At 45.8% G+C, this 25143-nt stretch carries 27 protein-coding genes and 1 tRNA gene; 20 read left to right on the forward strand and 8 right to left on the reverse strand.

Annotated elements, in window-relative coordinates; all coding sequences use genetic code 11:
- Nucleotides 1-30 precede the first annotated feature (30 nt).
- Nucleotides 31-981 (reverse strand): NAD(P)/FAD-dependent oxidoreductase, encoded by a 951-nt coding sequence (locus QW520_06370; protein ID MEM0449428.1) that lies wholly within the window; start codon nt 979-981, stop codon nt 31-33.
- Between the two features lie 94 nt (nt 982-1075).
- On the opposite strand from QW520_06370, the gene QW520_06375 reads away from it, so the two are divergent.
- Together QW520_06375 and thpR are read left to right on the forward strand one after the other, a co-directional pair.
- Nucleotides 1076-1645: a flavodoxin family protein gene (locus tag QW520_06375; GenBank protein ID MEM0449429.1), complete on the forward strand. Its 570-nt coding sequence runs from the start codon at nt 1076-1078 to the stop codon at nt 1643-1645.
- Nucleotides 1646-1647: 2 nt separating this feature from the next.
- Nucleotides 1648-2193 carry an RNA 2',3'-cyclic phosphodiesterase gene (gene thpR / locus QW520_06380; GenBank protein MEM0449430.1) on the forward strand — a complete coding sequence of 182 codons (546 nt, stop codon included), beginning with the start codon at nt 1648-1650 and terminating at the stop codon, nt 2191-2193.
- Here the strand turns inward: thpR and QW520_06385 are convergent.
- Complete coding sequence (locus tag QW520_06385) at nt 2190-3578, reverse strand: biotin carboxylase N-terminal domain-containing protein (GenBank protein MEM0449431.1); 1389 nt, start codon at nt 3576-3578, stop codon at nt 2190-2192. The genes thpR and QW520_06385 overlap by 4 nt on opposite strands.
- 465 nt (nt 3579-4043) lie before the next feature.
- On the opposite strand from QW520_06385, the gene QW520_06390 reads away from it, so the two are divergent.
- From QW520_06390 to QW520_06405, 4 genes are all read left to right on the forward strand, one after another.
- On the forward strand, nt 4044-5174 hold the full coding sequence (locus QW520_06390; GenBank protein MEM0449432.1) for a PAS domain S-box protein: 1131 nt from the start codon (nt 4044-4046) through the stop codon (nt 5172-5174).
- A 407-nt stretch (nt 5175-5581) separates the two neighbouring features.
- Nucleotides 5582-6037 (forward strand): carboxypeptidase-like regulatory domain-containing protein, encoded by a 456-nt coding sequence (locus QW520_06395; protein MEM0449433.1) that lies wholly within the window; start codon nt 5582-5584, stop codon nt 6035-6037.
- Nucleotides 6034-6504, forward strand: a complete 471-nt coding sequence (locus QW520_06400; GenBank protein MEM0449434.1) for a hypothetical protein — start codon at nt 6034-6036, stop codon at nt 6502-6504. The genes QW520_06395 and QW520_06400 overlap by 4 nt, the downstream gene beginning before the upstream one ends.
- Complete coding sequence (locus QW520_06405) at nt 6498-6965, forward strand: hypothetical protein (GenBank protein MEM0449435.1); 468 nt, start codon at nt 6498-6500, stop codon at nt 6963-6965. The genes QW520_06400 and QW520_06405 overlap by 7 nt, the downstream gene beginning before the upstream one ends.
- Here QW520_06405 and QW520_06410 read toward each other — a convergent pair.
- On the reverse strand, nt 6914-8125 hold the full coding sequence (locus QW520_06410; protein MEM0449436.1) for an aminotransferase class V-fold PLP-dependent enzyme: 1212 nt from the start codon (nt 8123-8125) through the stop codon (nt 6914-6916). The two genes, QW520_06405 and QW520_06410, sit on opposite strands and share 52 nt — an antisense overlap.
- Nucleotides 8126-8279: 154 nt before the next feature.
- Between QW520_06410 and nifS the strand changes: the two genes are divergently transcribed.
- From nifS to QW520_06430, 4 genes are read left to right on the forward strand one after another with little or no spacing between them, the layout of a single operon-like run.
- Nucleotides 8280-9452 carry a cysteine desulfurase NifS gene (gene nifS / locus QW520_06415; protein ID MEM0449437.1) on the forward strand — a complete coding sequence of 391 codons (1173 nt, stop codon included), beginning with the start codon at nt 8280-8282 and terminating at the stop codon, nt 9450-9452.
- Nucleotides 9452-9832: an iron-sulfur cluster assembly scaffold protein gene (locus QW520_06420; protein ID MEM0449438.1), complete on the forward strand. Its 381-nt coding sequence runs from the start codon at nt 9452-9454 to the stop codon at nt 9830-9832. The genes nifS and QW520_06420 overlap by 1 nt, the downstream gene beginning before the upstream one ends.
- 49 nt (nt 9833-9881) lie before the next feature.
- Nucleotides 9882-10790, forward strand: a complete 909-nt coding sequence (locus tag QW520_06425) for a dihydroorotate dehydrogenase (protein MEM0449439.1) — start codon at nt 9882-9884, stop codon at nt 10788-10790.
- The gene (locus QW520_06430; GenBank protein MEM0449440.1) at nt 10783-11559 is read left to right on the forward strand and encodes a dihydroorotate dehydrogenase electron transfer subunit; all 777 of its coding nucleotides are present in this window, start codon (nt 10783-10785) and stop codon (nt 11557-11559) included. The genes QW520_06425 and QW520_06430 overlap by 8 nt, the downstream gene beginning before the upstream one ends.
- On the opposite strand, the gene QW520_06435 is transcribed toward QW520_06430, so the two are convergent.
- A complete protein-coding gene (locus tag QW520_06435) occupies nt 11549-12727 on the reverse strand; it encodes a homocitrate synthase family protein (protein ID MEM0449441.1) in 1179 nt (392 codons plus the stop codon). The genes QW520_06430 and QW520_06435 overlap by 11 nt on opposite strands.
- A gap of 127 nt (nt 12728-12854) precedes the next feature.
- Between QW520_06435 and QW520_06440 the strand changes: the two genes are divergently transcribed.
- Complete coding sequence (locus QW520_06440) at nt 12855-13283, forward strand: CDC27 family protein (protein ID MEM0449442.1); 429 nt, start codon at nt 12855-12857, stop codon at nt 13281-13283.
- Between the two features lie 12 nt (nt 13284-13295).
- Here QW520_06440 and QW520_06445 read toward each other — a convergent pair whose 3' ends face one another.
- The gene (locus tag QW520_06445; GenBank protein MEM0449443.1) at nt 13296-14138 is read right to left on the reverse strand and encodes a hypothetical protein; all 843 of its coding nucleotides are present in this window, start codon (nt 14136-14138) and stop codon (nt 13296-13298) included.
- 112 nt (nt 14139-14250) lie between these two features.
- Here QW520_06445 and QW520_06450 point away from each other — a divergent pair.
- Together QW520_06450 and QW520_06455 are read left to right on the forward strand one after the other, a co-directional pair.
- Nucleotides 14251-14324, forward strand: a tRNA-Cys gene (locus QW520_06450).
- A gap of 37 nt (nt 14325-14361) precedes the next feature.
- A complete protein-coding gene (locus tag QW520_06455; GenBank protein MEM0449444.1) occupies nt 14362-14814 on the forward strand; it encodes a hypothetical protein in 453 nt (150 codons plus the stop codon).
- Here QW520_06455 and QW520_06460 read toward each other — a convergent pair.
- Together QW520_06460 and QW520_06465 are read right to left on the reverse strand one after the other, a co-directional pair.
- Nucleotides 14811-15914 (reverse strand): 4Fe-4S double cluster binding domain-containing protein, encoded by a 1104-nt coding sequence (locus QW520_06460; protein ID MEM0449445.1) that lies wholly within the window; start codon nt 15912-15914, stop codon nt 14811-14813. The genes QW520_06455 and QW520_06460 overlap by 4 nt on opposite strands.
- A 6-nt stretch (nt 15915-15920) precedes the next feature.
- Nucleotides 15921-16340 carry a carboxymuconolactone decarboxylase family protein gene (locus tag QW520_06465; GenBank protein MEM0449446.1) on the reverse strand — a complete coding sequence of 140 codons (420 nt, stop codon included), beginning with the start codon at nt 16338-16340 and terminating at the stop codon, nt 15921-15923.
- 439 nt (nt 16341-16779) lie between these two features.
- On the opposite strand from QW520_06465, the gene cysK reads away from it, so the two are divergent.
- From cysK to QW520_06500, 7 genes are all read left to right on the forward strand, one after another.
- Nucleotides 16780-17664 carry a cysteine synthase A gene (gene cysK, locus QW520_06470; GenBank protein ID MEM0449447.1) on the forward strand — a complete coding sequence of 295 codons (885 nt, stop codon included), beginning with the start codon at nt 16780-16782 and terminating at the stop codon, nt 17662-17664.
- 4 nt (nt 17665-17668) lie between these two features.
- Nucleotides 17669-18337, forward strand: coding sequence for a serine O-acetyltransferase (gene cysE / locus QW520_06475; protein MEM0449448.1), 669 nt, complete (start codon nt 17669-17671; stop codon nt 18335-18337).
- A 32-nt stretch (nt 18338-18369) separates the two neighbouring features.
- Nucleotides 18370-19770, forward strand: a complete 1401-nt coding sequence (gene cysS, locus QW520_06480) for a cysteine--tRNA ligase (protein MEM0449449.1) — start codon at nt 18370-18372, stop codon at nt 19768-19770.
- Entirely contained in the window at nt 19755-20795 is a 1041-nt protein-coding gene (locus QW520_06485; GenBank protein ID MEM0449450.1) for a radical SAM protein, read from the forward strand. Before cysS ends, QW520_06485 begins: the two co-directional genes overlap by 16 nt.
- Nucleotides 20796-20859: 64 nt before the next feature.
- Complete coding sequence (locus tag QW520_06490; GenBank protein ID MEM0449451.1) at nt 20860-21588, forward strand: metal-dependent transcriptional regulator; 729 nt, start codon at nt 20860-20862, stop codon at nt 21586-21588.
- A complete protein-coding gene (gene feoB, locus QW520_06495) occupies nt 21563-23500 on the forward strand; it encodes a ferrous iron transport protein B (GenBank protein MEM0449452.1) in 1938 nt (645 codons plus the stop codon). Before QW520_06490 ends, feoB begins: the two co-directional genes overlap by 26 nt.
- A gap of 59 nt (nt 23501-23559) precedes the next feature.
- Nucleotides 23560-24828 (forward strand): UbiD family decarboxylase, encoded by a 1269-nt coding sequence (locus tag QW520_06500; protein MEM0449453.1) that lies wholly within the window; start codon nt 23560-23562, stop codon nt 24826-24828.
- Nucleotides 24829-24853: 25 nt separating this feature from the next.
- Here QW520_06500 and QW520_06505 read toward each other — a convergent pair.
- The coding region (locus QW520_06505) for an adenylosuccinate synthetase (protein ID MEM0449454.1) at nt 24854-25143 on the reverse strand (290 nt) is incomplete at its 5' end.

The following is a 25143-nucleotide window of genomic DNA, read 5'->3' on the forward strand; positions in this document are numbered from 1 at the left end:
TTATCAGAATAAATGAGAGTAGCGAATTTCTCACGCCCAATAGGGCTTGGTTATGAATTTATATGCTGAGTTGACTGCTGTTGCCGCCTCTCCGCAACCAGTGATTATCTGCTTGAACTTGCCTTTATAAGTTACTATATCCCCGCAGGCGAACACTCCCCTCCTGGAGGTATGCATTTCTGAATCCACCACGATAAGTCCGTCTTCGAGGCGCAGGCCCCATCTCCCTAGATCACTGGTATCTGGAACAAAGCCTATGTTGATGACAACAACGTCAGCTTCCAGCTCTTTTCTCGCAGGGGGATCACCGATTTTTAGGATTACGCTTTTTACGGTATCCTCTCCCTTGATCTCCTCCACCTCTGCAGACAGATATGTATCGACTCCTGACGCAGCAATCCTTTCGACATAAACGTTGTCTGCTCTGAATTTCTCGCGGCGATGTACAACGCAGACATCAGCGATATCACATGCAAGCAAAGCCATCTCGAGGGCACTGTTTCCACCACCAATGAAAATAACTTTCTTGCCTTTGATACTCTCACGAGAAGGAAGGGTGTAGAAAACTCCGCGTCCCTCGAACTCTGCTTCTCCTTTGGCTCCTAGCCGCTTTGGTTTGTATAGGCCGGCACCTATGGCGACTATTACAGCTTTGGCAACATACTCATCTTTGTCTGTCTCCACCATTAAGCGGCCATCTTCTAAATCCTTAATCTCTAAGGCGCGTTCGTGTGTTCGTAGATTACAACCCACTGCTTTTGCGTGTGAGATTAAGAGTGTAACAAACTCCCTGGCTTCTGGCACTACAAGGCCAGGATAATTCTCGATGGGCTTATCCGGATAGATGTTTATAGGCTGTCCTCCCGGCTCACCCGCTTCCAATACCACGCTAGAAAGCTTTCGGGAGGATGAGTATATCCCTGCGGTAAGGCCTGCTGGGCCACCTCCTATGATGACCAGGTCCAATTCCATTGGTTCCATGGAACGTTTTAAGGCATAAATAAATGTCGTCTGGCCTCCGATACCGGAACGATGTCATTATATCATTCCTGTAAGGATTACCTTGCTGATATAGATGAAAGTACTTGCTCTGAATGGAAGCCCGCGCAGAAAAGGAACCACTGCGTCAATCCTAAACGAGTCCATCAAAGAACATAAAGACGTTGACCTCAGATATTATAACTTGGTCGATATGAATATTCGGGACTGTATCTCGTGCCGGCATTGCAAAGAGCATGACTCTTGTTCTATCAATGATGATATGACGCGAATCTATCAGGATATGCGCTGGGCAGACGCTATTATCATGGCCTCGCCCATTTACATGAGCGCTGAGACTGCTCTGCTTAAGGCAGTGGTAGACAGAACATATGCTTTAGTAGCCTATGCTGAAGGAGGGCCAGGCAGGTATAAGCCAAGGCTGCAACCAGGTAAAAGAGGGGTAGCGCTGTTCGTCTGCGGGAACCCAAAAGGAGAGCAAGCATATGCATGCGTAAGGGATAGGTATTACGAGTATTTCGCTTTTCAAGGCATAACCAAGGCACTGTCATTGATTGTCCCAGGGATAGCGCCTTCAATGAATGTGATGGAATCCATGAAAGCACAATCAGCCGTCAACCAGATCAAGGAATTCCTTAGAGGTTAGGCATGAGGGCTTTCATAGCGGTCGATCTATCGCCTCTACCAGCTTTGGAATCCGTTTTAAAAGAACTCAATGAAATAAAAGGAGTAAAAGCCGTCGAGCCTTCTACGTTGCACATCACTCTGAAGTTCTTAGGGGATACAGAGGAGCGCCTTTCGCCCACCATATCTGATATAATGAGGGAAGCAGTTTATGAAATAGAGCCTTTTGAAGTGGAGATAAGCGGTGGAGGGGCATTCCCAGAGAAGGGTCCAGCAAGGGTAATTTGGGCTGGGATACAGGGAGGAAACTCCCTGCAAATTATAGCTCGACGTCTGGAGGAAAAGTGTGCCGCATTGGGATTCCCTAGAGAAGACCGTGGATTCAAGGCGCATTTAACTTTGGCTAGGATTAAGGATCCCAGAGCTTCGAAACAGGCGAGAGAGGTGGTTGAAAAGATATCCTGCTCACATTTTGGTAAGAAAAAAGTAGAAGAGATCGTGTTGAAAAAGAGCGTTCTTCGTCCTCAAGGGCCGGATTATTTCGACGTTCTCAAAGTACGATTTAGTTAGCGTTCAGCATCGAAAATAGAAAAAGCTTCTTGCTTCAGCAATTCTGATGGTGGATGTTCTCTAACGAAATCGGTGCTGTAATTTCCGCTGCGAAAAGCTTGAGTACGAACCACTAAGCGGTGATATGGAATGGTGTTCTTGATACCGGTGAGAGTGTATCTATCCAAGGCTTCCTTGGCTCTGCGCAGCGCTTCTGATCGGTCTCGACCATGCACAATAAGCTTTGCCAGCATGGAATCATAATCAGCTGGTACTACATAACCTTCATAAGCATGTGAGTCTACGCGAATCCCTTCACCTGAGGGTTCAATATATTTCTCTATCCTTCCAGGCGCGGGGAAGAAATTGTTGAAGGGGTTTTCAGCATTAATGCGGAACTCTATCGCTGCTCCCTTTGGCTTAGCCTGTAAAAGTTGCTCGCTCACATCACGATCCGAAGCGATCCTGAGTTGCATTTCTACTAAGTCTAAACCAGTGACCATTTCTGTTACTGGGTGTTCTACTTGAATGCGAGTATTGGCTTCCATGAAGTATAATTCGCCATTGTTGTCCATCAAAAACTCAAAAGTACAAAGGCTCTGATAACCTGCTTTTTCCAACGCCCTTTCTATGCGGGGAAAAATTTCCTGGCGCATTTCATCCGTGACTGCGCATGATGGTGTCTCCTCCACCAGTTTTTGATTACGCCTCTGTATCGAGCATTCTCTTTCGCCTAGGCAATACCCTCTAACCTTACTATCCCCTACCATCTGGAATTCAATATGCCTTGGTTTGATTACTTTTCTTTCCAAGAAGATTTTTGGGTCTTTGAATGCTTTATCGGCTTCGGCCTGTGCCGATTCGAATGCCTGTTCGATCTCTTCTTCTGACTCTACCACTCTCATGCCTCTTCCGCCACCGCCACCAGCAGCTTTGAGCATGACGGGATAACCGATGCGCCTAGCCTCACGCTTTGCATCCTCTGCGTTCTCCAATGGCTTAAGTGTCCCTGGGGTGGTCTTTACACCACATTTTTCCATGAACTCGCGGCCGTCAAGCTTGCTCCCGAGCAATGCCATGGCCTTGGCATTAGGGCCGATCCAAACAATACCTTCCTCTTCCACCCTTCGAGCAAATTCTGCCTTTTCCGAAAGAAAGCCATAGCCTGGGTGTATCGCGTCGACCTTCAATCTGTCTGCCACTTCTAGAATCGCGTCAATATCTAGGTATGGGATGATGCCTTTTTCAGAGTGTAGCTCTTCACTCTTATCAGCCACCATGACATGCTTGCAATGTCTATCATTCGGAGCGTAAATCGCTACGGTAGGAATATTAAGTCGCTTACAAGTTCTCATAATGCGAATGGCGATCTCACCTCTGTTGGCTACGAGCAACCTTTTAAACACTTGCTATCCCTCTTTTTGACATTTCATGGCAAGATATGACATGGCAGGATTTCACTCGGTAACAGGCCACTGTGCTTAAAGGTTTTGCCGATTTGACTTTTTACTATTTGGGGAGTTTTAAATGAATTAAAAATGGGCATTGTTTTACATCAATAGAATAACAAAAGGTTTAGAAAGAATCGAAAAAGGTAATCAGATCCCTTCGACTGGAAATAGAAGAAAAAAGCATGATGAAAAATCCACATTATAAACTCTATCGATTTCTTCTAACAATTATAAAATTGTTCATGTCATCCAAATAACAAGTTCTATAGAAAAACTTTTTAAGATATAAATTAAAATATCATTATTAACTCATTAAAATTAATTTTATTGAATCATGAACGTGTTTAATTCTGCTTATCATTTTTGATAATCAAATCTCTTATTAATAAAAATTCAACATGCGTTCCGAGCGTAGATTCGATGGTGCGCGTTCTTTGCGTCGATGACGAGCAGGACGTTTTAGAACTGACGAAAGCATTTCTGGAGGAGAAAGGAAACGTTCAGGTCGTGACTTGCCTTTCAGCGATAGAAGCGTTAAGATTGCTGGAAACCACCGAATTTACCGCTATCATTTCAGATTATCAAATGCCAGAGATGGACGGTTTGAGCTTGCTAAAGGAAGTAAGGGAAAAGTGGCCCAATTTACCTTTCATCTTATTTACTGGGAGGGGAAGAGAGGAGGTGGCCATTGACGCCTACAAAAACGGGGCCGACTCCTACGTCATGAAGGGTGGTGATGCGAGAGCACAGTACGAGATGTTAGCTCATGAACTTAATCTTGCGCTCGCCAAGAGGCATGCCGAGACAGAGTTACGAAAAAGATACAAAAGGTTTAACCTGTTCATGCAAAACATTTCTGATATAATATTTATGGTTTCGGCAACTGGGCGAATCATCTATGTAAGCCCTGCAATCCTGTCAGTTCTAGGGTATTCGAGAAAAGAATTGGAGGGTATGGATCTAGAGGAAATCAGAAAGATGCTGCTTACCGGCTCCCCACACCATCAAAATGCGATGGAGCTTCTTCTAGAAGCTGAGCAAAATTGTGGCTCTTTTCTTAAAGCGAAAGCCAAGGACGGTTCAGTGCGGTTATTCCATATAAAGACAAAAATCGTGGAAGAGTCGGAAGGGAAGATGTTTATAGCGATTGCCAAAGACATCACTCATATCACAACGGTAGAGAGCGAACTCAGGCTTAGGGACAACCTTTTTTCAACTCTTCTTGATTATATGCCTTTCCCCTCCGGTATTACCAGAGCAAAAGATGGAAGGATAATTCACGTTAATCGCAGTGTGGAAAATATCATGGGATATAGGAAAGAAGATGTAATCGGGAAGACGACGGTCGAGGTGGGACTATGGGATGCTGAGAAGAGGAGTCAAGTGTTATCGCAACTCCCGCCTGGCAAAATGATGAGGGGAGTGCAAATGGATTTGAGAATGGTAGACGGAAGCAGAGGCGTTTTTACAGTGGATATTATGAGAATAGCTATGAATGATATGAAGGATGAACAATTTTTCTTTTTTATGATTAGATCTAGAGTATCCTAACGTTTTTTATAAATTGAAATTTAATTTATTATAATAGAATAATTAATTTTTAATTAAAAATTTTGATTATATTTTTAATTATTTAAAATAAATAAATGAAATCTAAAATTGAATTCAATTGACTTTAATGTTTATCACTTTATGGCAGACTTTCTTATGATTATACTTTTTGAAACATTAATTAAAAGAATCTATAACGAATCCTATTCCTTGTAAGTTTCAAAAATAGAGTCCAATAAGACTTTCTTTACATTACGAAATATATATATATATAGAAGGAATAATTTTCATTCATTTCATTTCTATAAAATACTTCTAAAAATAAGGAAGTAATATGATTGTAATGGTATCACATAAGTCTGTATTTTTTCAGTCCATAAATCATGAAACAGATTGACAAAAACTTAGTGAAAGATAAGAGCGGCGGTATAGAGGGGCTCCCTCTACAGCTGCTTATAATGGTGCTAGTAGCCGGAATCGGATCTGCTATAATTGTAGGCTGGATGGGGGGGTTGGAGGCCCCACAGGCAATTGGGGCGATACATTCATCCGCTTCGGAAATCATCCTACAAGATGGAGATGGGGACGGTATTTATTCGGCAAAAGACCTGGAACTAATCATTACAGTTTTGGATCAAGAAGGAGATCCAGTAACCGGAGCGGCAGTTGTGATTGAAGGATGTGGCCTTAAAGAAAAGGATGGTCATGCCCCTCATGGTGTAACCGATAATGAAGGTAAGGTCCACTTCAAAGGACTAACCGCTTCTAGATATGGTAATTCGGTGGGTTTCATCACCATAACTGTGGCTAAAAGTGGAATGTCAGCTAGTAAAAGCATCATGGTTCCAGTGGTGTGTACGTGAAACGCTCCTTAACGAGAAATAAAAAAGGTGTAGATGGCCTTCCTTTTAAATTACTGATTACGCTCTTAGTGGTAACGCTATCTTTTCCTGCAATGACCAGTGCCTTGGAGTATTTTTCCTATACTTCGAATTTATCTCTCGCCCTGAAGAGTGCTAACAGCATTTGGGAAGCTGGCGCTTCCGCATATATTGGTGGGAAAGGCAATATTCGAACAGTACATCTCCATCTTCCATCTAGCCTCTTAGCAATCAAATTAGGGGGAGGTGTGAATGATGCTGAGGCATACATCATCGAGGTACTTTGGAAAGGCGAGGTCGCAGCAACTGTAGTATTCGAAAGACCAAGTTTCAAACTGATAACTGAAATCGGCAATCGCATCGAGCTACAAGGAGAAGCAACTTTGAGATTGACTTGCGTAGAAATAACGGACAAATCTGCCGTATTACTAGAGGTAATAAAATGTTAGAGTTTCTATTGTCACGGAGCGCGTTGGCAATCTGTGCGACATTGTTGATAGGAATCATTACTCCTATGTTTTCGAATACAATCCAATCATATTACGAGCAGGAGTGCCGCAATTCTCTGAAGGAATTGGCAGCCGAAATAGAGCGAGCCAATTCTTCACCTTTTTGTTTAACTATCCAGTTAAATACAGATCGGGTGCTGATTGCAGAAAATTCGTATCTACGTATAATGAATGGTAGTTTATGGCTGATCAAAGATGGAAATCATATAGCAGTGGAGATACCACAAGATATTGAATTATACGCTAAAAGTAAAAATGACATGAAAATTACCTCAACTCTGGAAGTACGCTCAAAAGATAAACTTATTATCGCAAGAATAGCAAGAGAAGAGCGGCTTCAAACCATCATCTATTCGGAAAATTTTGATCCTAACTCTTTTATGATTTCAGCAAACCTTTGAATTTCCTTTTCATCATTATAAATATAAAAAGAGGCTCGAGCACACCCTTCCATTTTTCTTATAATAAAATATGGGTGGGCGCAGTGCATGCCAGACCTTATCATCACCTTTCCTACTTCATCTAATATTATTGCAACATCATGCGAGTTCATTCCTTTGATATTGAACGAGAAGATGCTACCTCTTAATTTTGGATTTTTGGGGCCAAGAATGCTAAGACCCGGACAATCTGACAATAAAGAGGTAACTCTTGCATTCAAAGATTGAACATGCTCGTTCACTTCTTCCAATCCTAAATGAGTTAAATAATCAATAGCGGCTCCAGTGCCAATGATTCCTGAATAGTTCTGTAGCCCCGCCTCAAATCTGTCTGGAGGAGGTAACAGATCAGCGTGTTCGTAGGTTGTTAAACTGACTGCGCCACCTCCAGTAATGAGAGGTTTCAGGTCTTTCAGCAATTCCAACCTTCCGTAAAGCAATCCCATTCCCGAGGGACCGAGCATCTTATGCGCTGAGATAGCGTAGAAATCCGCACCAATGCGCTTCATATCCAGAGGTTGATGAGAGGCTGCCTGAGCACCGTCGAAGATGACGACTGCACCATAATCATGAGCAATCTCCGCTACATCTTTAACAGGTATGCTAGTGCCAGTAATATTATTGGTGTGCACCATGCTTACTACTTTTACTTCCCTGTCCATTGCTTTTTTAAATTCCTCGATATCAAATATCTCAGATGGAGGCGTTCTCACGAACCTCCTCCTTACTCCTTTCTCTCTTTGAAGACAGAGCCAAGGAACATGATTGCTGTTGTGTTCAATGTCAGTTGTGAGGATCACATCACCTTTTCGTAGTGAAAGGCCCCTAGCCACAAGATTTAGGGCCTCAGTGCAACTCTTGGTGAAAACGATCTCTTCTGGCGTTGAAGCGCCTAAAAAACGTGCCGCTTTGTCTCTAGCTTCATCAATCTCTATGGACACTTGGGTGGCGAAACGATGGATGCTTCTTCCTCCGCATGCCGGGAAGAGCTCATAATAGCGGGCCATGGCTTCCATTACCTTACGAGGTCGAAGCGTTTGGCAGGCGCTATCCATGTAGATAACATCGCCATTTTCAGACTGATATGTTGGGAAATCTTTTCGAATTCGAGTTACGTCCATTTGCTCAAGGCAAATCCAATCGATTGCGCATATATCATCTTTATCAGCAATTATTTAGAATTGAAAAATATCAGAGCGAAAAAATGATTGGGCTGTTGAAAAAGGGTAGCTTGAAATATGGTTGAGCAGATATCAATTGTTAAGAGGAAAAGTCATGGAAAGGGTGTATTTCGATAATAGCGCTACAACGCGTATTGATACAAGAGTTTTGGAGGAGATGTTGCCGTTTTTCGTGCATCGTTTCGGAAATGCTTCGAGCATGCACTACTTTGGTAGGGAAGCCTATGATGCTCTTGAGGTGGCTAGACAAAGGACGGCAAAGGCTATAGGAGCAACGAGTAGAGAGATAATTTTTACCTCTGGAGGAACAGAATCAGATAACCTTGCGCTTCAAGGAGTAGCCTTTGCAAATATGGAGAAAGGTAAGCACATCATTACCACATCATTCGAACATCATGCTGTCCTCCATACGTGCCATTTCTTAAGTGGCCAGGGATTCAGGATTACTTATCTTCCGGTGAGCAAAGAAGGCCTTGTGGATCCGGAGGACCTCAAGAAGACTATCGATAAGGAAACTATCCTCGTCTCAGTGATGTCTGCCAATAATGAGATAGGCACGATACAGCCTATAAGGGAGCTAGCAGCAATAGCCCATGAAGGTGGTGCTCTTTTCCACAGCGATGCTGTACAGTCGATAACCAAACTTCCATTGGATGTTGCGAAGGACAACATAGATCTCCTTTCCATCTCTGCCCATAAGTTCCATGGTCCGAAAGGGGTGGGCGCCCTCTATATTCGTAAAGGAGTGAAATTGCGACCTCTTGTATTTGGAGGTGGACAGGAGCGAGGATTAAGGTCGTCTACAGAAAATATCCCTGGAATCGTAGGATTAGGAAAAGCTATGGAATTAGGAATGAAGGAGATGGAAGAAAGCGTGGACAAAATGACGTCCTTGAGGGACCGGCTCATCGAGGGAACCTTATCACGGGTAAATGGCTGCCATTTGAATGGCCATAGAACCAGACGTCTATGCAACAACGCCCATTTCCGCTTCGATATGGTTGAGGGAGAAGCGCTCGTTCTTAGCTTGGACATGAAAGGCTTCGCCGTTTCAACCGGTTCTGCTTGCTCTACCCGAAGTCCTGAGACCTCTCATGTTCTGAAGGCTATTGGATTAAGACCTGAGGAAGGTAGAGGATCGCTACGGGTTTCACTATCAAAGTTCAACACCACGGAAGAGGTGAATATGTTTTTAGAGAGCATAGGAGAGATCGTCGAGAGACTGAGGTCCATGGCTCCACGGGGGTTAGGTTCGGGGGAAACCTGATGGGCTATACTCGCAAGGTGATGGAGCATTTTGCCAATCCAAAAAATGTAGGGGAGATGAAAGATGCACATGGGGTTGGAAGATTTGGCAACACAGTGGATGGTGATGAAGTTGTAATTTATATCAAGGTGAAAAACGATTTTATCACCGATGTGAGCTTCAAAGTTTTCGGCTGTGTTGCTGCCATAGCTTCGGCAAGCGTGTTCACGGAGATGATCAAAGGAAAGAGACTTGAGGAGGCTATACAAATTACAAAAGAGGATGTCTCAAGAGCTCTCGACGGCCTCCCCTCAGAGAAGATAGGCTGTTCTGTCATTGCTCCGGATGCCCTACGAGCCGCAGTAGATGATTATTTAAAAAAGCAAGGAAGAAAGAAATAGGCAATGAATAGGATTCATTATTAGGAATGAGGTTCACCGCTACGAGAAGATGAGTGCGGTCAATGTCAAGTTAGCCGGTCTCGAGCTCCCCAATCCGACAATCCTAGCATCTGGGATAATGGATGAGACGGGCAAATCCTTGTTGGAAATGGCTAGTTGCGGAGCTGGAGCAGTGGTAACTAAATCGATTGGCATTGAGGCAAGGAAAGGTTACGATAATCCCACTATTGTAGAAATGGAGTATGGTTACCTCAACGCCATGGGTTTGCCCAATCCTGGGATCAAGGCTTTTGCAAAAGAGATGAAAATGGCCAAAGATTGTCCCGTGCCGATCATAGGCAGCATATTCGGCTCAGGTCCAAAAGAATTTTCTGAACTTGCCCGCCATATGCAATCCTATGGCGCTTCAGCCATCGAGCTCAATCTAAGCTGCCCTCATGCTAAAGGCTATGGTATGGAAGTGGGGGTGGAACCTGAGCAGGTCAGATTAATCGTGGAGGAAGTAAAGTCCGCAGTCAATATACCGGTCTTCGCCAAGCTAACACCTAACACGCATCTTTTGCTGGAAGTGGCAAAGGCGGTAGAGGATGCAAAGGGAGATGCAGTGGTGGCCATCAATACCGTTAAAGCTATGTGCATCAACATCGAGGCGAGAAGACCTGTTTTAAGTAATAGAACAGGGGGGCTGTCTGGCCCAGCAATTAAACCAATAGGAGTAAGGTGCGTATACGAACTATATGCTAACCTCCAAATTCCGGTCATTGGTGTTGGTGGAGCTATGAATTGGAGGGATGTGGTAGAGTATATGATGGCTGGTGCTTCTGCAGTCCAAATAGGCAGTGCAGTCGGACGCCAAGGAAAGGAGATTTTTCGTAAAGTGGTTTCCGGTCTTGAGATATTCTTGCGCGATAATGGCTTCAAAGCAGTAGATGAGATAGTGGGGATCGCCCATGAATAAGCAAACCATGGTAAAGGTTTTAAGAGTCACGCGCGAAGCGGAAGGAATAACCACACTACGTTTCGCATGGAATGGTTCTATCGCCCCTGGTCAATTTTTAATGGTCTGGCTACCGGGGGAAGAGGAAATACCCATGTCCGCTTCTTACATATATGGTGAGAAAGGCATAACGATTAAGGAAGTGGGGAGAACCACAAAGGCGCTCTGCTCCCTTAGAGCGGGAGATATTATTGGGATTAGAGGACCTTATGGAAAAGGCTTCCAGATCCCCTTCGGCAAAGTATTGCTGGTGGGGGGTGGAAGCGGTATGGCATCTTTAATGACAGTAGCGGATTTCATAGGCGATGCGGAGAAAGTGGATATCTTGATCGGCGCTAGGACGGCGTCTGAGCTGATTTTTGTGGAAAGGGCGCGCAATTCCTCCCATAGGGTGGAGGTCTCAACTGATGATGGAAGCGTTGGCTATAAGGGTACCGTAGTTGACTTGGCCGCGGCGCACTTGTCTAAAATCGATTATGATGCCGTAATGGGTTGCGGACCAGAGAAGATGCTGGTTGCGTTACTCCGGTTATGTGAGGAAAAAGGGATTCCGTGTCAACTCTCCCTGGAGCGCTATATGAAGTGCGGGGTCGGTCTATGTGGCTCTTGTGCATTAGACGGCCTGAGGGTTTGCGCGGAGGGTCCTGTTTTCGATGGAAAGACACTACTCAATTCACTCGAATTCGGAAAATATAGGAGAGATGAGTGCGGCCGACAAATCAGGCTTTGAAATGCTCCTCTGGATGCAGTACTTCTTTCACTAGATCTTCGAAATCAGCGTCACTTACGCGTCCTTTGACCTCTCCCAGAGCTTTCACTTTAGCTAGAATTGCCAATACCTGTTCCTCGGTAGCAGAATATCCCAGATCCTCTAGGCGCTTGCGGATATAATGGCTTCCCGAATGCTTTCCGAGCAGTAATTGACGTCTATTGCCCACCATTTCAGGCGGTATCGATTCGTAGGTAAGAGGGCAGGAGAGGACCGCAGCAACATGAATTCCCGATTCATGCGCGAAGACATTATCACCCACGAGCGGATGATTGCGGCTTAGAGGTACCTTGGAATAGGTGGCCACCATCTCGCAAAGTTCTTTAAGACGAGAGGTATCAATACCCAAGTCCTTTCCATACACAAATTTCATGGCCGCCACGAACTCCTCAAGTGGGACATTGCCAGCTCTTTCTCCAATTCCATTCACCGTGGTAGCAACTGCAACCGCTCCTGCTTTGACCCCAGAGATGGCGTTGGCCAGAGCTAATCCATAATCATTGTGGAGATGAATTGAGATTGGTGTCTTATAACGTTTCTTAACTTCTCGAACCATCATCTCAATTGCTTCGGGAGAGGCGCATCCAACTGTATCGGTAATTCCAAGCCTAATCGCGCCAGATTTCTCTGCAACATCATACACCTTAAACAAGAATTGGAGGTCAGTTCTGGTCGAGTCCTCACAGCTGAGAGCCGCCTTCACCCCCCTAGAGCGGCAATAATCTAGCGCTTCAGAAACCTTCTCCAGCACATACTCACGAGGCTTGTTGAATTTATATCTTAGATGAATGTCTGACGTGCCTACGAAAAGCAGAACTATGTCCACCCCTGCATCCACAGCTGCATCTATATCACTCTTGATGACCCTGGAAAGGGCCAATATCTGCGATTCCAAGCCCAACTTACATATGGCACGTATACTTCGCTTCTCTCCCTCAGAAACGGCTGGAAAACCAGCCTCGATTTGGGGGACACCCACCTCATCAAGTTTACGCGCGATGGCTACCTTCTGCTCTAGACTAAAGGCTATGCCTGGCATCTGCTCTCCATCTCGTAAGGTGGAGTCATAGACGACTATTTCACCCAAATCCAGCCGAGGATTGTATGGACTTAAAGCGATGCGGTCCATGATGTTCCTTAAGCCCCGAAAGATGATTAACCTTTCTCGATGGAATTCTAACTCGGAAGACGCACTTCTTATTTCGGTTTTTCATCATATCATATTATTTATATTACATTCTTGACATCGAATTGGCGTGCACACAGAGATTGGAAGTAAAGGCAACCCAAATTTCATCGAGGTGAGGCACGGTAGCATATTGATACCTGTACCTCGGAGCATATTCAGGTCGAACACTTCGGAATTGAGAGAAAAAGAGGCTGAGCAGTTCAAGGTTAGGCTCGCTCATAGATATCCCTGGCTAAGTCAAGCTGCCATAGAGGTCGTGATGAAAGAGGCACAGGCTACGATGGAGACTCTATTAGATATGGAAAGGAGCATTGTGGAAAAAGCTCGTCTATTGTATCTGAGGGGAGAGCATTCTCAAGCGCTGCGTATTTTGGATGATTATCTTAAACTCAACTCAAAAGATCGTGATGCTTTATATTTAAAAGGAGAAATATTATTCAAAATTGGAGATAAGAAGGGAGGATATATTGCCTTCGCACAAGCTAGAAAACTATGACCTTGACCGTCGCTAATCCTTGAACAAGGCGTTTAACGCATCAGCTATCTCCTTAACCGTAGCCCCCCATGGGACTATAGCTAGATTGTCATGCAATTCAAACCCTTCTCTTATGCGACAACATTTGAGGATCCTCTTCTTACCATCTCTTGGGGCTAAGTATTGAGGGCACATGTCTATGAAGCCAGCTGGGCTGCGACTATAAATGCTCTTAAATATCCGTCGCGATAGATCGCAACCTATCAATGTCACTTCACCTTCCAATTCTGGTGTTTCATCTAGATAGATTGTATCCCTGTTCTCTTTCACTCCTGAGGCTTTACAAGGGAACATTATATCACCGGTAACTGTATGACAAAGCTCGTTCAAGTCCAATGTCTCTTGGCGGGGTATCAATGGAAGGTTGACGAGGCCAGCAGATAGGGCCTTTTGCACCAGAACAAATAATTTCGGAGGATTTGGAGGAACCACGTCGAAAACGAAGACCTCTTTCCTATCATCAGGCCCTATGAATGAAACGTGATTGAAAAGACCCTGCACAATCACGAACTTGCCTGAATGCCGTTCTGCTAATTGAGACATTTGTGATAGATCTAGGACATCAACTGATTCATCCTTAATCATAATCACCTGCTCTGGAAGAGCTATCACTTCTATGTTCTCAATAATGCGAAATAACTCCTTGCCGACTTTCTTATGCACCCTGATTATGGCATTCTCTTCACCATGGCGCAGGATCATGTATTCAGTTCTCGTATACGCTTTCTTTCCTCGAGCGTGGTCTAATATGTTTTCAAGTGTCAGCTTGAAATTGACATCGCGAACCGAGACGTCCTTACAATGATCAGGCAGCATGGAAAGACCAAGAAGATTTCCCTTCTAAATCCTTTCTCCTCGGATTTTAGAACTGGCGTTGGTGGGGTTCCAAGAAAAATAGAAATACCAAGTATTTGTTCTTGCAGAGCGCGCCGGGATGACAGAGTGGCCATGTGGCGGACTGCAGATCCGTATACCCGTGTTCAAATCGCGGTCCCGGCTCCATCCCCTTCGCATTTTTTTGTACTATGAATATCGTTTGATGAAAGAACTTAAGTTCAAATATGAGACTAAGGAGTGTGTGCAGGGGCAAGAGCTTTTGAGATATGTGGCACACAAGCGAATGGAAATGATAGAAGAAGAGGTCCAAGCTCATTATCCAGGTGCACATATTGTACTTCAAGAAAGAGAGGAGGGAAGACTTCACATCTCCATTCTATGGGAAGGTCATCCTATAGGAGAGGAATTCATTGAGACCTCAACAAGCTGGGATCGGCCAGAGAGAATGAAAGAGTATCGCAAGATACTGGCAGGCAACACGAAAAGACTCGTGGTACTAGTTCCTGAAAGGCATGCTAGTCGCGCACGACTGAAAATGCTGGACCTGAATCATTGGTGGATGTTCTATTATCAGGTATATGGCTACGACCAAGACGGGCACATTAAAAAGCAAGGAAGACCAAGATTCTGTAGTCTAGAGCCAGGCTATGCCTAGGGCCATCCCCGTTCTAGAGCTGAGATCATTTCTTCCATTACTTTCTCGTCCTTTTCTTTGGCCATAGCTTCTTCTAAAGCTTTTCTGGCTATGTTCCCCCCATGCTTTCCCAGCGACCATGCAGCGTGAGAGCGGACTTGAGATTCTGGGTGGCCTAAAGACCTGACTAAAATGCTTATTGCCTCCTCAGATGTCGAATTGCCCAATATCACCATCGCATTGCGGTGCAGCTGTGGCGCCAGAGGCGTGTGTTCTTTCGCGATAATCTTCGAAATCCAAATCTCATTATCCAGAATGCTTTGTATTGAAATAGAGCTGGGCGAGCGTCCCGGCAGCCCTTCGGCAGCCCTGGGAACGACATACCAATTCCTAGGACATATTTCCTGACACGCATCGCAACCAGTCAATCTATCCCCAACTTTATCCCGGAATTCCAGTGGTATGGGTCGAGGAGAGAGTAGAAGATGGCTAAGGCAGCGTTTTGTATCCACGACATATGGTTCAATAATGGCCTTGGTGGGGCAAAAGCCGATACATCGACGGCATGAGCCACAACGGGGCGCCATGGGCTCATCCGGCTCCAAGGGGGCATCAGTAATGATTGAACCAAGAGCGTTCCAACTGCCATCCTCCAATGTTTGTATGTTTGAATTCTTTCCATAAGAACCAAGACCTGCTCTCGAAGCAATTGCTTTCTCAGGTGAACCAGGAGAAACAACGCATCTAACTCCCTTTTGTTCCAGCCATTGTATAAGCTGAGTCCGCCGCCTTTCTAACTCTCCTAGGCAATCCCACCAATGCACTCGCGCAAGCCTACCACGCGGTGTTCCATCTCCATTCGATAACTCTTCTTCTATCAGATAGCCTAAAGATAGAGAGATGATCGATTTAGCTTCGCTCAAGAGCTCAGTAGGAAAGGAAGCCTTGTAAATGCTCTCAATATCAATTTCAAAATCAAGGGTTGACATTAGCAGAATGTCCTCATCGTTCCTCCTTCGCAGTGCTTCGATATGATGATGGAAAGGCTGAGCATCGGTAATCCCAACAACGCTGAAGCCGAGGCGGGATGCCGCTTGCTTTACTTCTATGGAAGTGAGCATTCCAAGCTACTTTTTGCGCGAACGTGTCTTCTTCGGCTTTTCTTCTATCAGCTCTTGGTCCCATTCCTCGAATAGCTGTGTTAGCCCCTTCTTGGCAACGGACCAGGTGGGAACTCCTCCAGTCAGTACAGCCACTTGTAAAGCTTCCACAATCTCCTCTTTCGTTGCCCCGTAGTTCTTTGCTACCTTGGCTTGTGGATATATACAATCTTCGCACATACGAACGGCCACACAGGCCAACGCTATTAAGCGCTTGGTCTTCCGGTCAAGGGCTCCATCATTTACCATGATTTGATCCATGTCCCTGATTAAGACGGCCAAATCTGGATTATGCTCTTTTATATGGTGCAATGTACCAGGAGTGTAACCGCACATCTTTTTGTTCAATTCTTCCACCGCTTTCTCTGCCTCATCCTTCTTGCTCATGATAAGATAAAGCCAGCTACTCCATTATAAAATTAGTTGTCATTTCTTGCAAGCTTGGTGAACTTAATTCTCTGAGGAGTGTCATCCCCTTTACAATCCTTCATATCAACCTTCCTTTCAATTAATGCGATGATAAGGAAATGCATGCGATGGCAATACGATTGATAAATATAATCGACTAACTCTTAGTGAATCGATTTCATTTTAGCTTGATATCAATTGAAAATAATTGGCGTTCAGCATACATCTTTAATCGACTGGGAAGAATCGATCCTGGAAAGATAGTGAAGGATGGGAAGATTAAGTATTCGATGGATAATCAATAAAGGATTGAAACTCAAGCAGAAGCTTGAAGGCCTAAGTACGCTGTAACGGTTAGGGTTTATAAATTATCAAAGTAGGAGGTGTTGACATCATTCATGACAGCATCCTTGGCACCATAGGACAAACTCCCATGGTGAAGCTGAGGAAGCTACCCCCCCGAACTCGCGCGGAGATCTATTGCAAATTGGAGAGTTTCAATCCCATGCATTCCGTGAAGGATAGGATAGCCCTGGCCATGATCGAGGAGGCCGAGAGATCTGGAAGATTGAGGCCTGGTATGTGTGTGATTGAGCCTACATCAGGGAATACAGGAATTGGCCTAGCCATGGTATGCGCTGTTAAAGGCTATCGACTAATACTGACCATGCCTGAGAGTATGAGCTCAGAAAGAAAAAGGCTCCTTAGAGCTCTAGGAGCTGAATTGGTCCTGACTCCAGCAGAGGAAGGCATGCAAGGAGCGATAAAACGCGCCCATGAGCTTTGCCAGAGTGAAAGGAATGCTTTTATGCCTATGCAATTCGAGAACCCCGCAAATCCCGGAGCTCATTTGGCTACAGCTGAGGAGATAATTAGGGAACTTCCAGAGTTGGATATGTTTGTGGCAGGGATAGGAACAGGGGGAACCATAAGTGGAGTGGGCAGAAGGTTAAAGCAGCATCGCAAAGACGTGATGGTTATAGGAGTGGAACCAGCCAAATCTCCTGTCATATCAGAAGGCAAAGCGGGATTCCATGGCATTCAAGGCATAGGAGCTGGCTTCATTCCTAGGGTATTGGATCTAGATGTAATTGATAAAATTTTAACCGTAACGGACGAACAAGCTAAGGAAGCAGCAAGACAGCTAGCCTTGAGGGAAGGTATTTTGGCCGGGATATCCTCAGGAGCCGCGCTTCACGCGGCATTCGAGATGGCCAGAGATGTAACCTGTGCTAAAAAGATAGTAGTCCTGCTTCCAGATAGCGGAGAAAGATATTTGAGCACGGACCTTTTCCAAGAGTAAAATCATGAACATTCGGAATAGCTGGAAAAGGGATGTCGAAATCGTACTTGAGAGGGATCCAGCCACCCGAAGTTATAAGGAAGCACTTTTCTTTAGCCCTGGCCTCCATGCTATACTTCTACATCGACTCTCACACCAGGCTTACAAAAAGGGCAATTTTATGATCGCTAGGATGATCAATTATTTCGCTCGTTTCTTGACCGGCGCTGATATTCATCCCGGAGCAACCATAGGTAAAGGTTTTTTCATCGATCATGCCACGGGTGTGGTTATAGGGGAGACGGCTGTAATAGGAGACAACGTCTCCATATTCCAAGGAGTAACCCTGGGTGGAGTAAGCGCTGAAAGAGGTAAGAAGAGACATCCTACGATTGGAAACAACGTGGTTATCGGAGCTCATGCCGTAATATTAGGCGACATTCATATCGGAGATAATACACGCATAGGGGCTGGAAGCGTGGTTATAAAGGATGTCCCGCCCAACTCCACAGTGGTAGGGGTACCAGGGAAAGTAGTCCGTAGGGATGGACAGCCGGTGAAGGTAGATTTGCGCCACGATCAGCTTCCAGACCCTCTGCTTGATGCCTTCTCTGATCTAAGCAATCATCTAGTAGAATTAGAGAGGCGAATCAGGGAATTAGAAGAGAAACTTGGTAAAGCAGAGATAAAATAACCGGATGCCTGTTGACGGTGCGAGGTATAGATTTGTCCTTAAGAATTTATAATACCTTGACCAAGCGCAAGGAAGAGTTCGTACCACTTCACGAGGGCAAAGTTTCCATGTATGTTTGCGGCGTCACGGTCTATGATGATATCCACATGGGCCATGCGCGGAGCATGATAGTGTTCGATATGATTGCGCGCTACCTCCGCTATAAGGGTTATAAAGTGACCCATGCCACCAATTTCACGGATGTGGATGATAAGATTATAAATCGAGCAAGAGAGCGAGGAATGCCTCCTTTGGCGCTTAGCGCCATGTATATAGAGCGCTATTTTAGGGAAGCTGACGCGCTAGGCGTGCAAAGGGCGGATATGTATCCGAAAGCGAGTGAGTACATTCCGCAGATAATCGACATGGTGAGGAAACTAGAGGAGAAAGGTAGAGCATATCGCACAAAAGATGGTAGCGTTTACTTTTCCATGGATGGAATCGAAGGATACGGAAAGCTCTCAGGCATGAGACCAGAGGAATTGAGAGCCGGAGCTCGCATCGAACCCGGAGAGGAGAAGCGCAATCCCCTGGACTTCGCCTTATGGAAGGGGGCAAAGCCAGGAGAGATATCGTGGGACTCTCCCTGGGGTAAGGGGCGTCCTGGATGGCATATAGAATGTTCGGCCATGTGCATGAGCCTCTTCGGTGATACCATCGATATACATGGGGGAGGGAATGACTTGATATTCCCCCACCACGAGAATGAGATATTGCAATCAGAGTGTGCCACTGGAAGGCCATTGGCAAAATACTGGATTCATAATGGCATGCTCAACGTGCAAGATGCAAAAATGGCTAAATCGCAAAAGAACTTCTTTACCGTTCGCGAGGTTTTGGAAAGATACTCTCGACAGGAGATTCGATTCTTCTTGCTCAATACGCATTATCGCGGTCCACTCAACTACAGCGATTCAGCCTTGATGGAGGCATCATCATCCCTCAAAAGGTTGCATAATACTTATTCAGAGCTAAAAAGGGCCATGAAGGAGGCGCGAGGAAATGAGGAAATGTCACAGCAAATACTGAAGTCCCGTCAGGAATTCATAGAACAGATGGATGACGATTTCAATTCGCGTGGCGCCATCGCAGCCATATTTGAATTCGCTAGGGAAGCAAACCGCCTAATGTCTGAGGAAAAGATGAGCAAGGAAGGGGCTAGTCAAGCAGTATCATTTCTGGAGGAAGTCGACCAGGTGCTAGGGATATTGCCTTCAAGTCCTCAAGTAAGCGGAGATGAAGTTGAAAGATTAATGCAGGTCCTCATAGAGTTACGCAAGGAATTGCGGCAGCGTAAGTTGTATGACTTGGCCGATCTGCTACGCGAAAGGTTAGGGTCCTTAGGGTTCATATTGGAAGATACAGCTGAGGGGACCAAATGGAAGAGGGCGTAGGAGATCTAGCTAGAAAGAAAGCGTTATTGCTTACCAAAGGAGCTGTGCGTGTAGCACCAAATATAAGATTGCAGGTAAGGCTTAGCAGATCCACTGCAGGACCAGGTGCGGGGACAGTTGGAATAGTGCTTCGATTCGATCTTCATAGGGTGAAGAAGAGCTTAGTCCTGGAGGGTGGGGATTTCGAATTGATTGAGACTGGCGCTGGCTATACCCTCTTCCATGAAGGCAGGCCGTTTCTTGAGAAAGTCGAGGTGCAACCTGTGCTCTTCCACTCACCAGAACAGGCTTTCTTCAATGTGGAAACTGAATGTATCTATGACTGTAAATTCTGCACCTCCAGACGATTAGAACGGAAGGTGACTAAGAACCTGACCCCTGAGAAAATCGTTAAGATGATTATCGAGTCGTCCCAGAGACCTGATTTCAAAGCCGTGGCGATTACAAGTGCTGTGGTTAAGGATGCGAAGACCACCATAGATAAGATGGTATATATTGTTCGAGAAGTGAGGAGAGCACTCGGTCCTTCTATTCCCATTGGTGTCGAACCGTATGTTGACGATCTGCAGGATATTGAAAGACTTAAAGAAGCTGGTGCTGACGAAATCAAACTCAATATCGAGACCTGGGACCCTCAAATATTCCAAAAGGTCTGTGGTGAGCTCGATCATGAATGGATACTAACGGCATTAAAACATGCCGTGAAGGTCTTCGGCAGGGGGAAGGTATGCTCCAATTTGCTGGTTGGCCTTGGGGAGAGCGATGAGAGCGTATTGGAGGGTGTGGAGGAATTGGCTCGACTTGGCGTTGTAGCCACAATTCGCCCTCTGCGAATTAATGAACTGAATCGAAAAGCACTCGAGGAGGCTCTGGGCCCCTTGCCTCCGCTTGATGCCGACAGACTTCTCAGGTTAGCTCAGGAGCACAAAAGAATTCTCGAGAAGCATGATCTGACCACATTAACTTTCAGGACGATGTGTCATGCGTGTACCTGCTGCGACATGGTGCCTTTCCGTGACCTTTAAGCTTCTATTTGATTTAGGTTACCCTAAAAGGATTTAAATAGAGTGCCCCTCATCGCAGACAGCGATGCCTAGCGAAATAGTAGAAGAATATTTGGAGACCATCTACGAGCTCACGGAAAAAGGGGGCACAGCAAAGACCAATGACATTGCTTCCAAAATGTCTCTCTCCCCAGCGAGTGTCACGGAGATGGTTCAGCGTCTGGCCTCTGAGGGTTATGTATCTTACGAGAAATACAAGGGAGCCACCCTAACCGAGGAAGGCAGGCGTATAGGAAGGAGGATGAAGCGAAGGCATCGATTGCTGGAACGATTTCTTGCTGATGTCTTGGGAGCCAAGAAGGAGGAAGCCCATGCAGAGGCTTGTCGCCTCGAGCATTCGATCTCAGAGGAGTCTGAGAGGCGCATCTGCCAGCTCACGAACAACCCTCGCTTCTGTCCAGATGGCGACCCTATTCCTGAATGCCAGGATGAGGAGTGCTCTCATTGCCATTCCTGCTGCTCAGTCCCGTTGAGTATACTTAAAGAAGGTGAGGAGGGCGAGATAACACATCTCAGGTGCGAGAAGCCATCGATGATCCGGAGGCTAATATCTATGGGTTTCGTACCTGGAAGAAGGATCTCACTGGAGGAGAAACTCCCCATGGGAGGCCCTATCATCATCCGCATTGATGACAACCAGATAGCCTTAGCTAGAGATTATGCTGATGTGGTTTTGGTAGAGAGGGAGCATCCTGGGGGAAGAAGAAGGAGGAGAGGAACTAAAGGAAGTGGATCCTTGGTTTCTCAAGGGTGATGTAATGGAGATAGGTCTGATCGGACAGCCTAATGCGGGCAAGTCCGCTCTCTTCACCAAGCTGACGGGCATAGGGGCCATTTCCTCGAACTATCCTGGTACTACCGTAGAATATCAGGAAGGGTCTGTGATACGGCATGGAGTCAGGCTCAATTTCCACGATCTGCCAGGAACTTACTCGCTAACTGGAATTTCTGAGGATGAGATAGTTGCGACCAAGTTGCTTGCTGAAAGGCATTTGGATTGCGTGCTTGTCGTGGCCGATGCCAATCGTCTGGAGCAATCCTTAGTTCTCATATTTCAGATATTGGAGTTAGGGTTCAAGACGGTAGTGGCGCTAAATCAAATGGACATAGCAAGGCGTCGCTATTCATTGAATATCGATAAACTGGAATCGATTCTTCGCGTGCCTGTTGTGCCAACGGTGGCAATAACGGGGGAAGGCGTGGAAGAACTGGTTGAAGTGCTGGTTTCCGCAGACCTGCGACCCTCTGATTTTAAAGTGAAATATGATCCTCGAATCGAGAGCATCCTGCAAGAACTGGGTGGAAGCGATGAGAGTTGGCTTGGCAAATTCCCAAAAAGGGGGGCGCTGATAAAACTTCTAGAAGGCAATCCATTCTTTACCGATCAATTCACAGAAGATTTCAAAGCTAAAGTCGAGGAGGCCAGGAGAAGATTCAAAGAAGATTATGAGGAGGATATCGAAGTTCATATCAATAGGGATCGCTACGGAGAGGCAGGGAGAATAGCTCGAGAGGTAATTTCGAGGAATATTCCCCAACGTCGCCCCTCTGAGCGTATTTCCGATGCCACCCTTCGTGCCAAAACTGGAATACCCATATTGATGGGAGTTCTAGGCGCCATATTTCTGACCATAGTCTTCCTTGGCGGTTACCTGGAAGGGTTATTGCTGGATGCCTATGCCTTGATAATGGGAGACTTCTTCGCCCGTATGGCTGAATTGATAGGGGGTTCATTGGGCCAGGCTTTGGCTAATGGCTTAGACCTTTCATTGCAGGCAATCTTAGCCATCGTTATTCCCTATATCATCGTTTTCTATCTATTACTTGGCATACTTGAAGACACTGGTTACCTTCCCCGCATGGTGGTTCTGTTGGATGGTGTAATGCATCGCCTTGGCCTGCATGGCAAGGCGATAATACCTATGATAGTAGGGCTAGGGTGCAATGTTCCAGCCATACTTTCCACCAGAGTGATGGAATCGCGCAGGGAGCGTCTAATCATTGCAGTTATAATAGTGATCGCAGTACCTTGCTCAGCCCAGACTGCGGTCATCCTAGGCACGGTAGGTAATTTTGCTGGCCTACTCTACGCTTTGGCGATATATCTAATCCTTGTTTCCCTGCTGTTAATGCTTGGTCGGCTGCTACATAAGGTCCTTAAGTTCGAGCCTACTAGCCTAGCGATGGAAATTCCTGATTTAAGGCTCCCGCGTCCTAAAAACGTGCTATGGAAAACATGGATAAGGTCCAAAGACTTTTTCCTCATAGCTTTTCCTATCTTGCTGGTAGGGAGTCTAATTCTTGAAATTCTTATGTCTTTCGGCATCCTGCAAGCCATGGTGGAACCGTTAGCTATATTCACTGAAGGCTTTCTCGGCCTTCCTGCGGTTACCATAGTGGCCTTGTTTTTTGGCATCCTTAGGAAGGAGATGGCCTTGCAATTCTTGGTCATTCTGTTCGGAACGGCGGACCTCTCTGCTGTTATGACATCCGCGCAGCTATTTGTCTTTGCCCTGGTAATGGCGACTTATATGCCATGCCTTTCGGCACTGGCGGCGATGTCAAGGGAGTTCGGTTTAAAAGGGGCGCTCACCGTCACCTTCTCATCTATGTTATTAGCATTTTCATTGGGAGGTCTCGCTAATCTCATCTTACAATTATTATAATCGACATGAGGAATCATCCAGCCGAGTGATTTATAACGGACATTATGCATGAGGTTTTCATGTCCCTTCGTGCCCTCATTTCTAGCGCCAAAGATGTATTGAATGTTAATGAGCCAATATCTGTGGATTTAGAGGCTACGAAGATACTCATGCAGAACCAGCATCGCCCGGTCTTTTTTCGAAAGCTTAATGGCCGCAAAGCTGTAGGCAACCTTTACTCTACAAGGGGAGCAATCGCCTCTGCCTTAGGTATAGAGGCGAGCGAACTAATGTCTAAAATGCTTCGTGCCAATGCCAATCCCAGAAAACCGATTCAGGTCCAAGGGCCAGAATTCAGGGATCGCGTCTTCGAGGAATTTGACCTTACCAAGCTTCCCATCCCCAAATTCTTCCCTAAAGATGGTGGAAGATATGTTACCGCGGGGGTGGCGGTAGCTGAGTTTGAGGGTAAGCGAAATCTATCCTTCCACAGGCTCATGCTGCTGGATAAAAATAGGTTTGCTGTCCGCTTGGTCCCTAGGCATTTATTTACTATGTACAAAGCCTCCCTCGCAAAGGGAAAGGATTTGCCTGTAGCCTTCTGCGTGGGATTGGGAGCAGCAGTCTTGCTCGCCGCCGCCACTTCAACAGATTATCATCAGGATGAGATGGAAATAGCGTCTGCGTTGAGTTATGAATGCTCAGGCAAGCCATTGGAGGTATCGGATTTGGAATCCGGTCTGACCGTACCCGCTAACTCGGAATATGTGTTCGAGGGGAGGCTCACTGCAGAGCTGGTAGAAGAAGGGCCGTTCGTGGATATTACTGGAACGTATGATGACGTTCGCCAGCAGCCAATCTTTGAGGTGGAAAGAATGTATTGTCGTCGTGACCCGATTTTCCATGTCATCCTTCCTGGTGGGCTGGAACATTATCTACTCATGGGCCTTCCTCGAGAGCCCATAATACATCGAACTGTGAGCCAAGTCGTGCCAAGGGTTCATGGAGTTCGACTTACGGAGGGAGGTTGCTGCTGGTTACATGGAGTCGTATCCATTACCAAAAATAAAGAAGGAGATGGTATCAATGCCATTATGGCGGCCTTTGCTGGTCATTCCTCTATGAAGATGGTAACGGTGGTCGATGAAGATATAGACATATTTGATGACAGGCAAGTGGAATGGGCGGTAGCCACCCGATTTCAAGCCCATCGCTCCCTATTAGTGGTCAATAACGCTGCCGGTTCCTCGCTGGATCCATCGGCGGAAATCACTACATCTAAATTAGGAATCGATGCCACCAAACCTTTAGGGAAAGAAGGATTTGACCGCGCCAAGTTAGACGATTAGCTTAATTTTTGCAACTCCCAAGGAACTAGTAGAAGGATGCGTGCCTTGTTGTTTTTCGACAGCGTAAATCTATGGTTTCGTTCCTTTCCTTCCCCAGGCTGATTATTCGAATTGGCACACCTACGTTTTTACTTATGAATTCAAGGTAGGCGCGCATATTCTCGGGCAATGAATCATATCCCTTTTTCGCATAATCTGCAGCATCACCAGGTCCCCACTCATCCCAACCTTCCATATCCTGGTAAATAGGCTTAGCTCTTTGGAGGCGTGATAATGAAGCAGGGAAATTTTCCACACGTTCGCCATCGATTTCAT

The organism is Methanomassiliicoccales archaeon (assembly GCA_038740345.1).
Classification (GTDB): domain Archaea; phylum Thermoplasmatota; class Thermoplasmata; order Methanomassiliicoccales; family UBA472; genus JAJRAN01.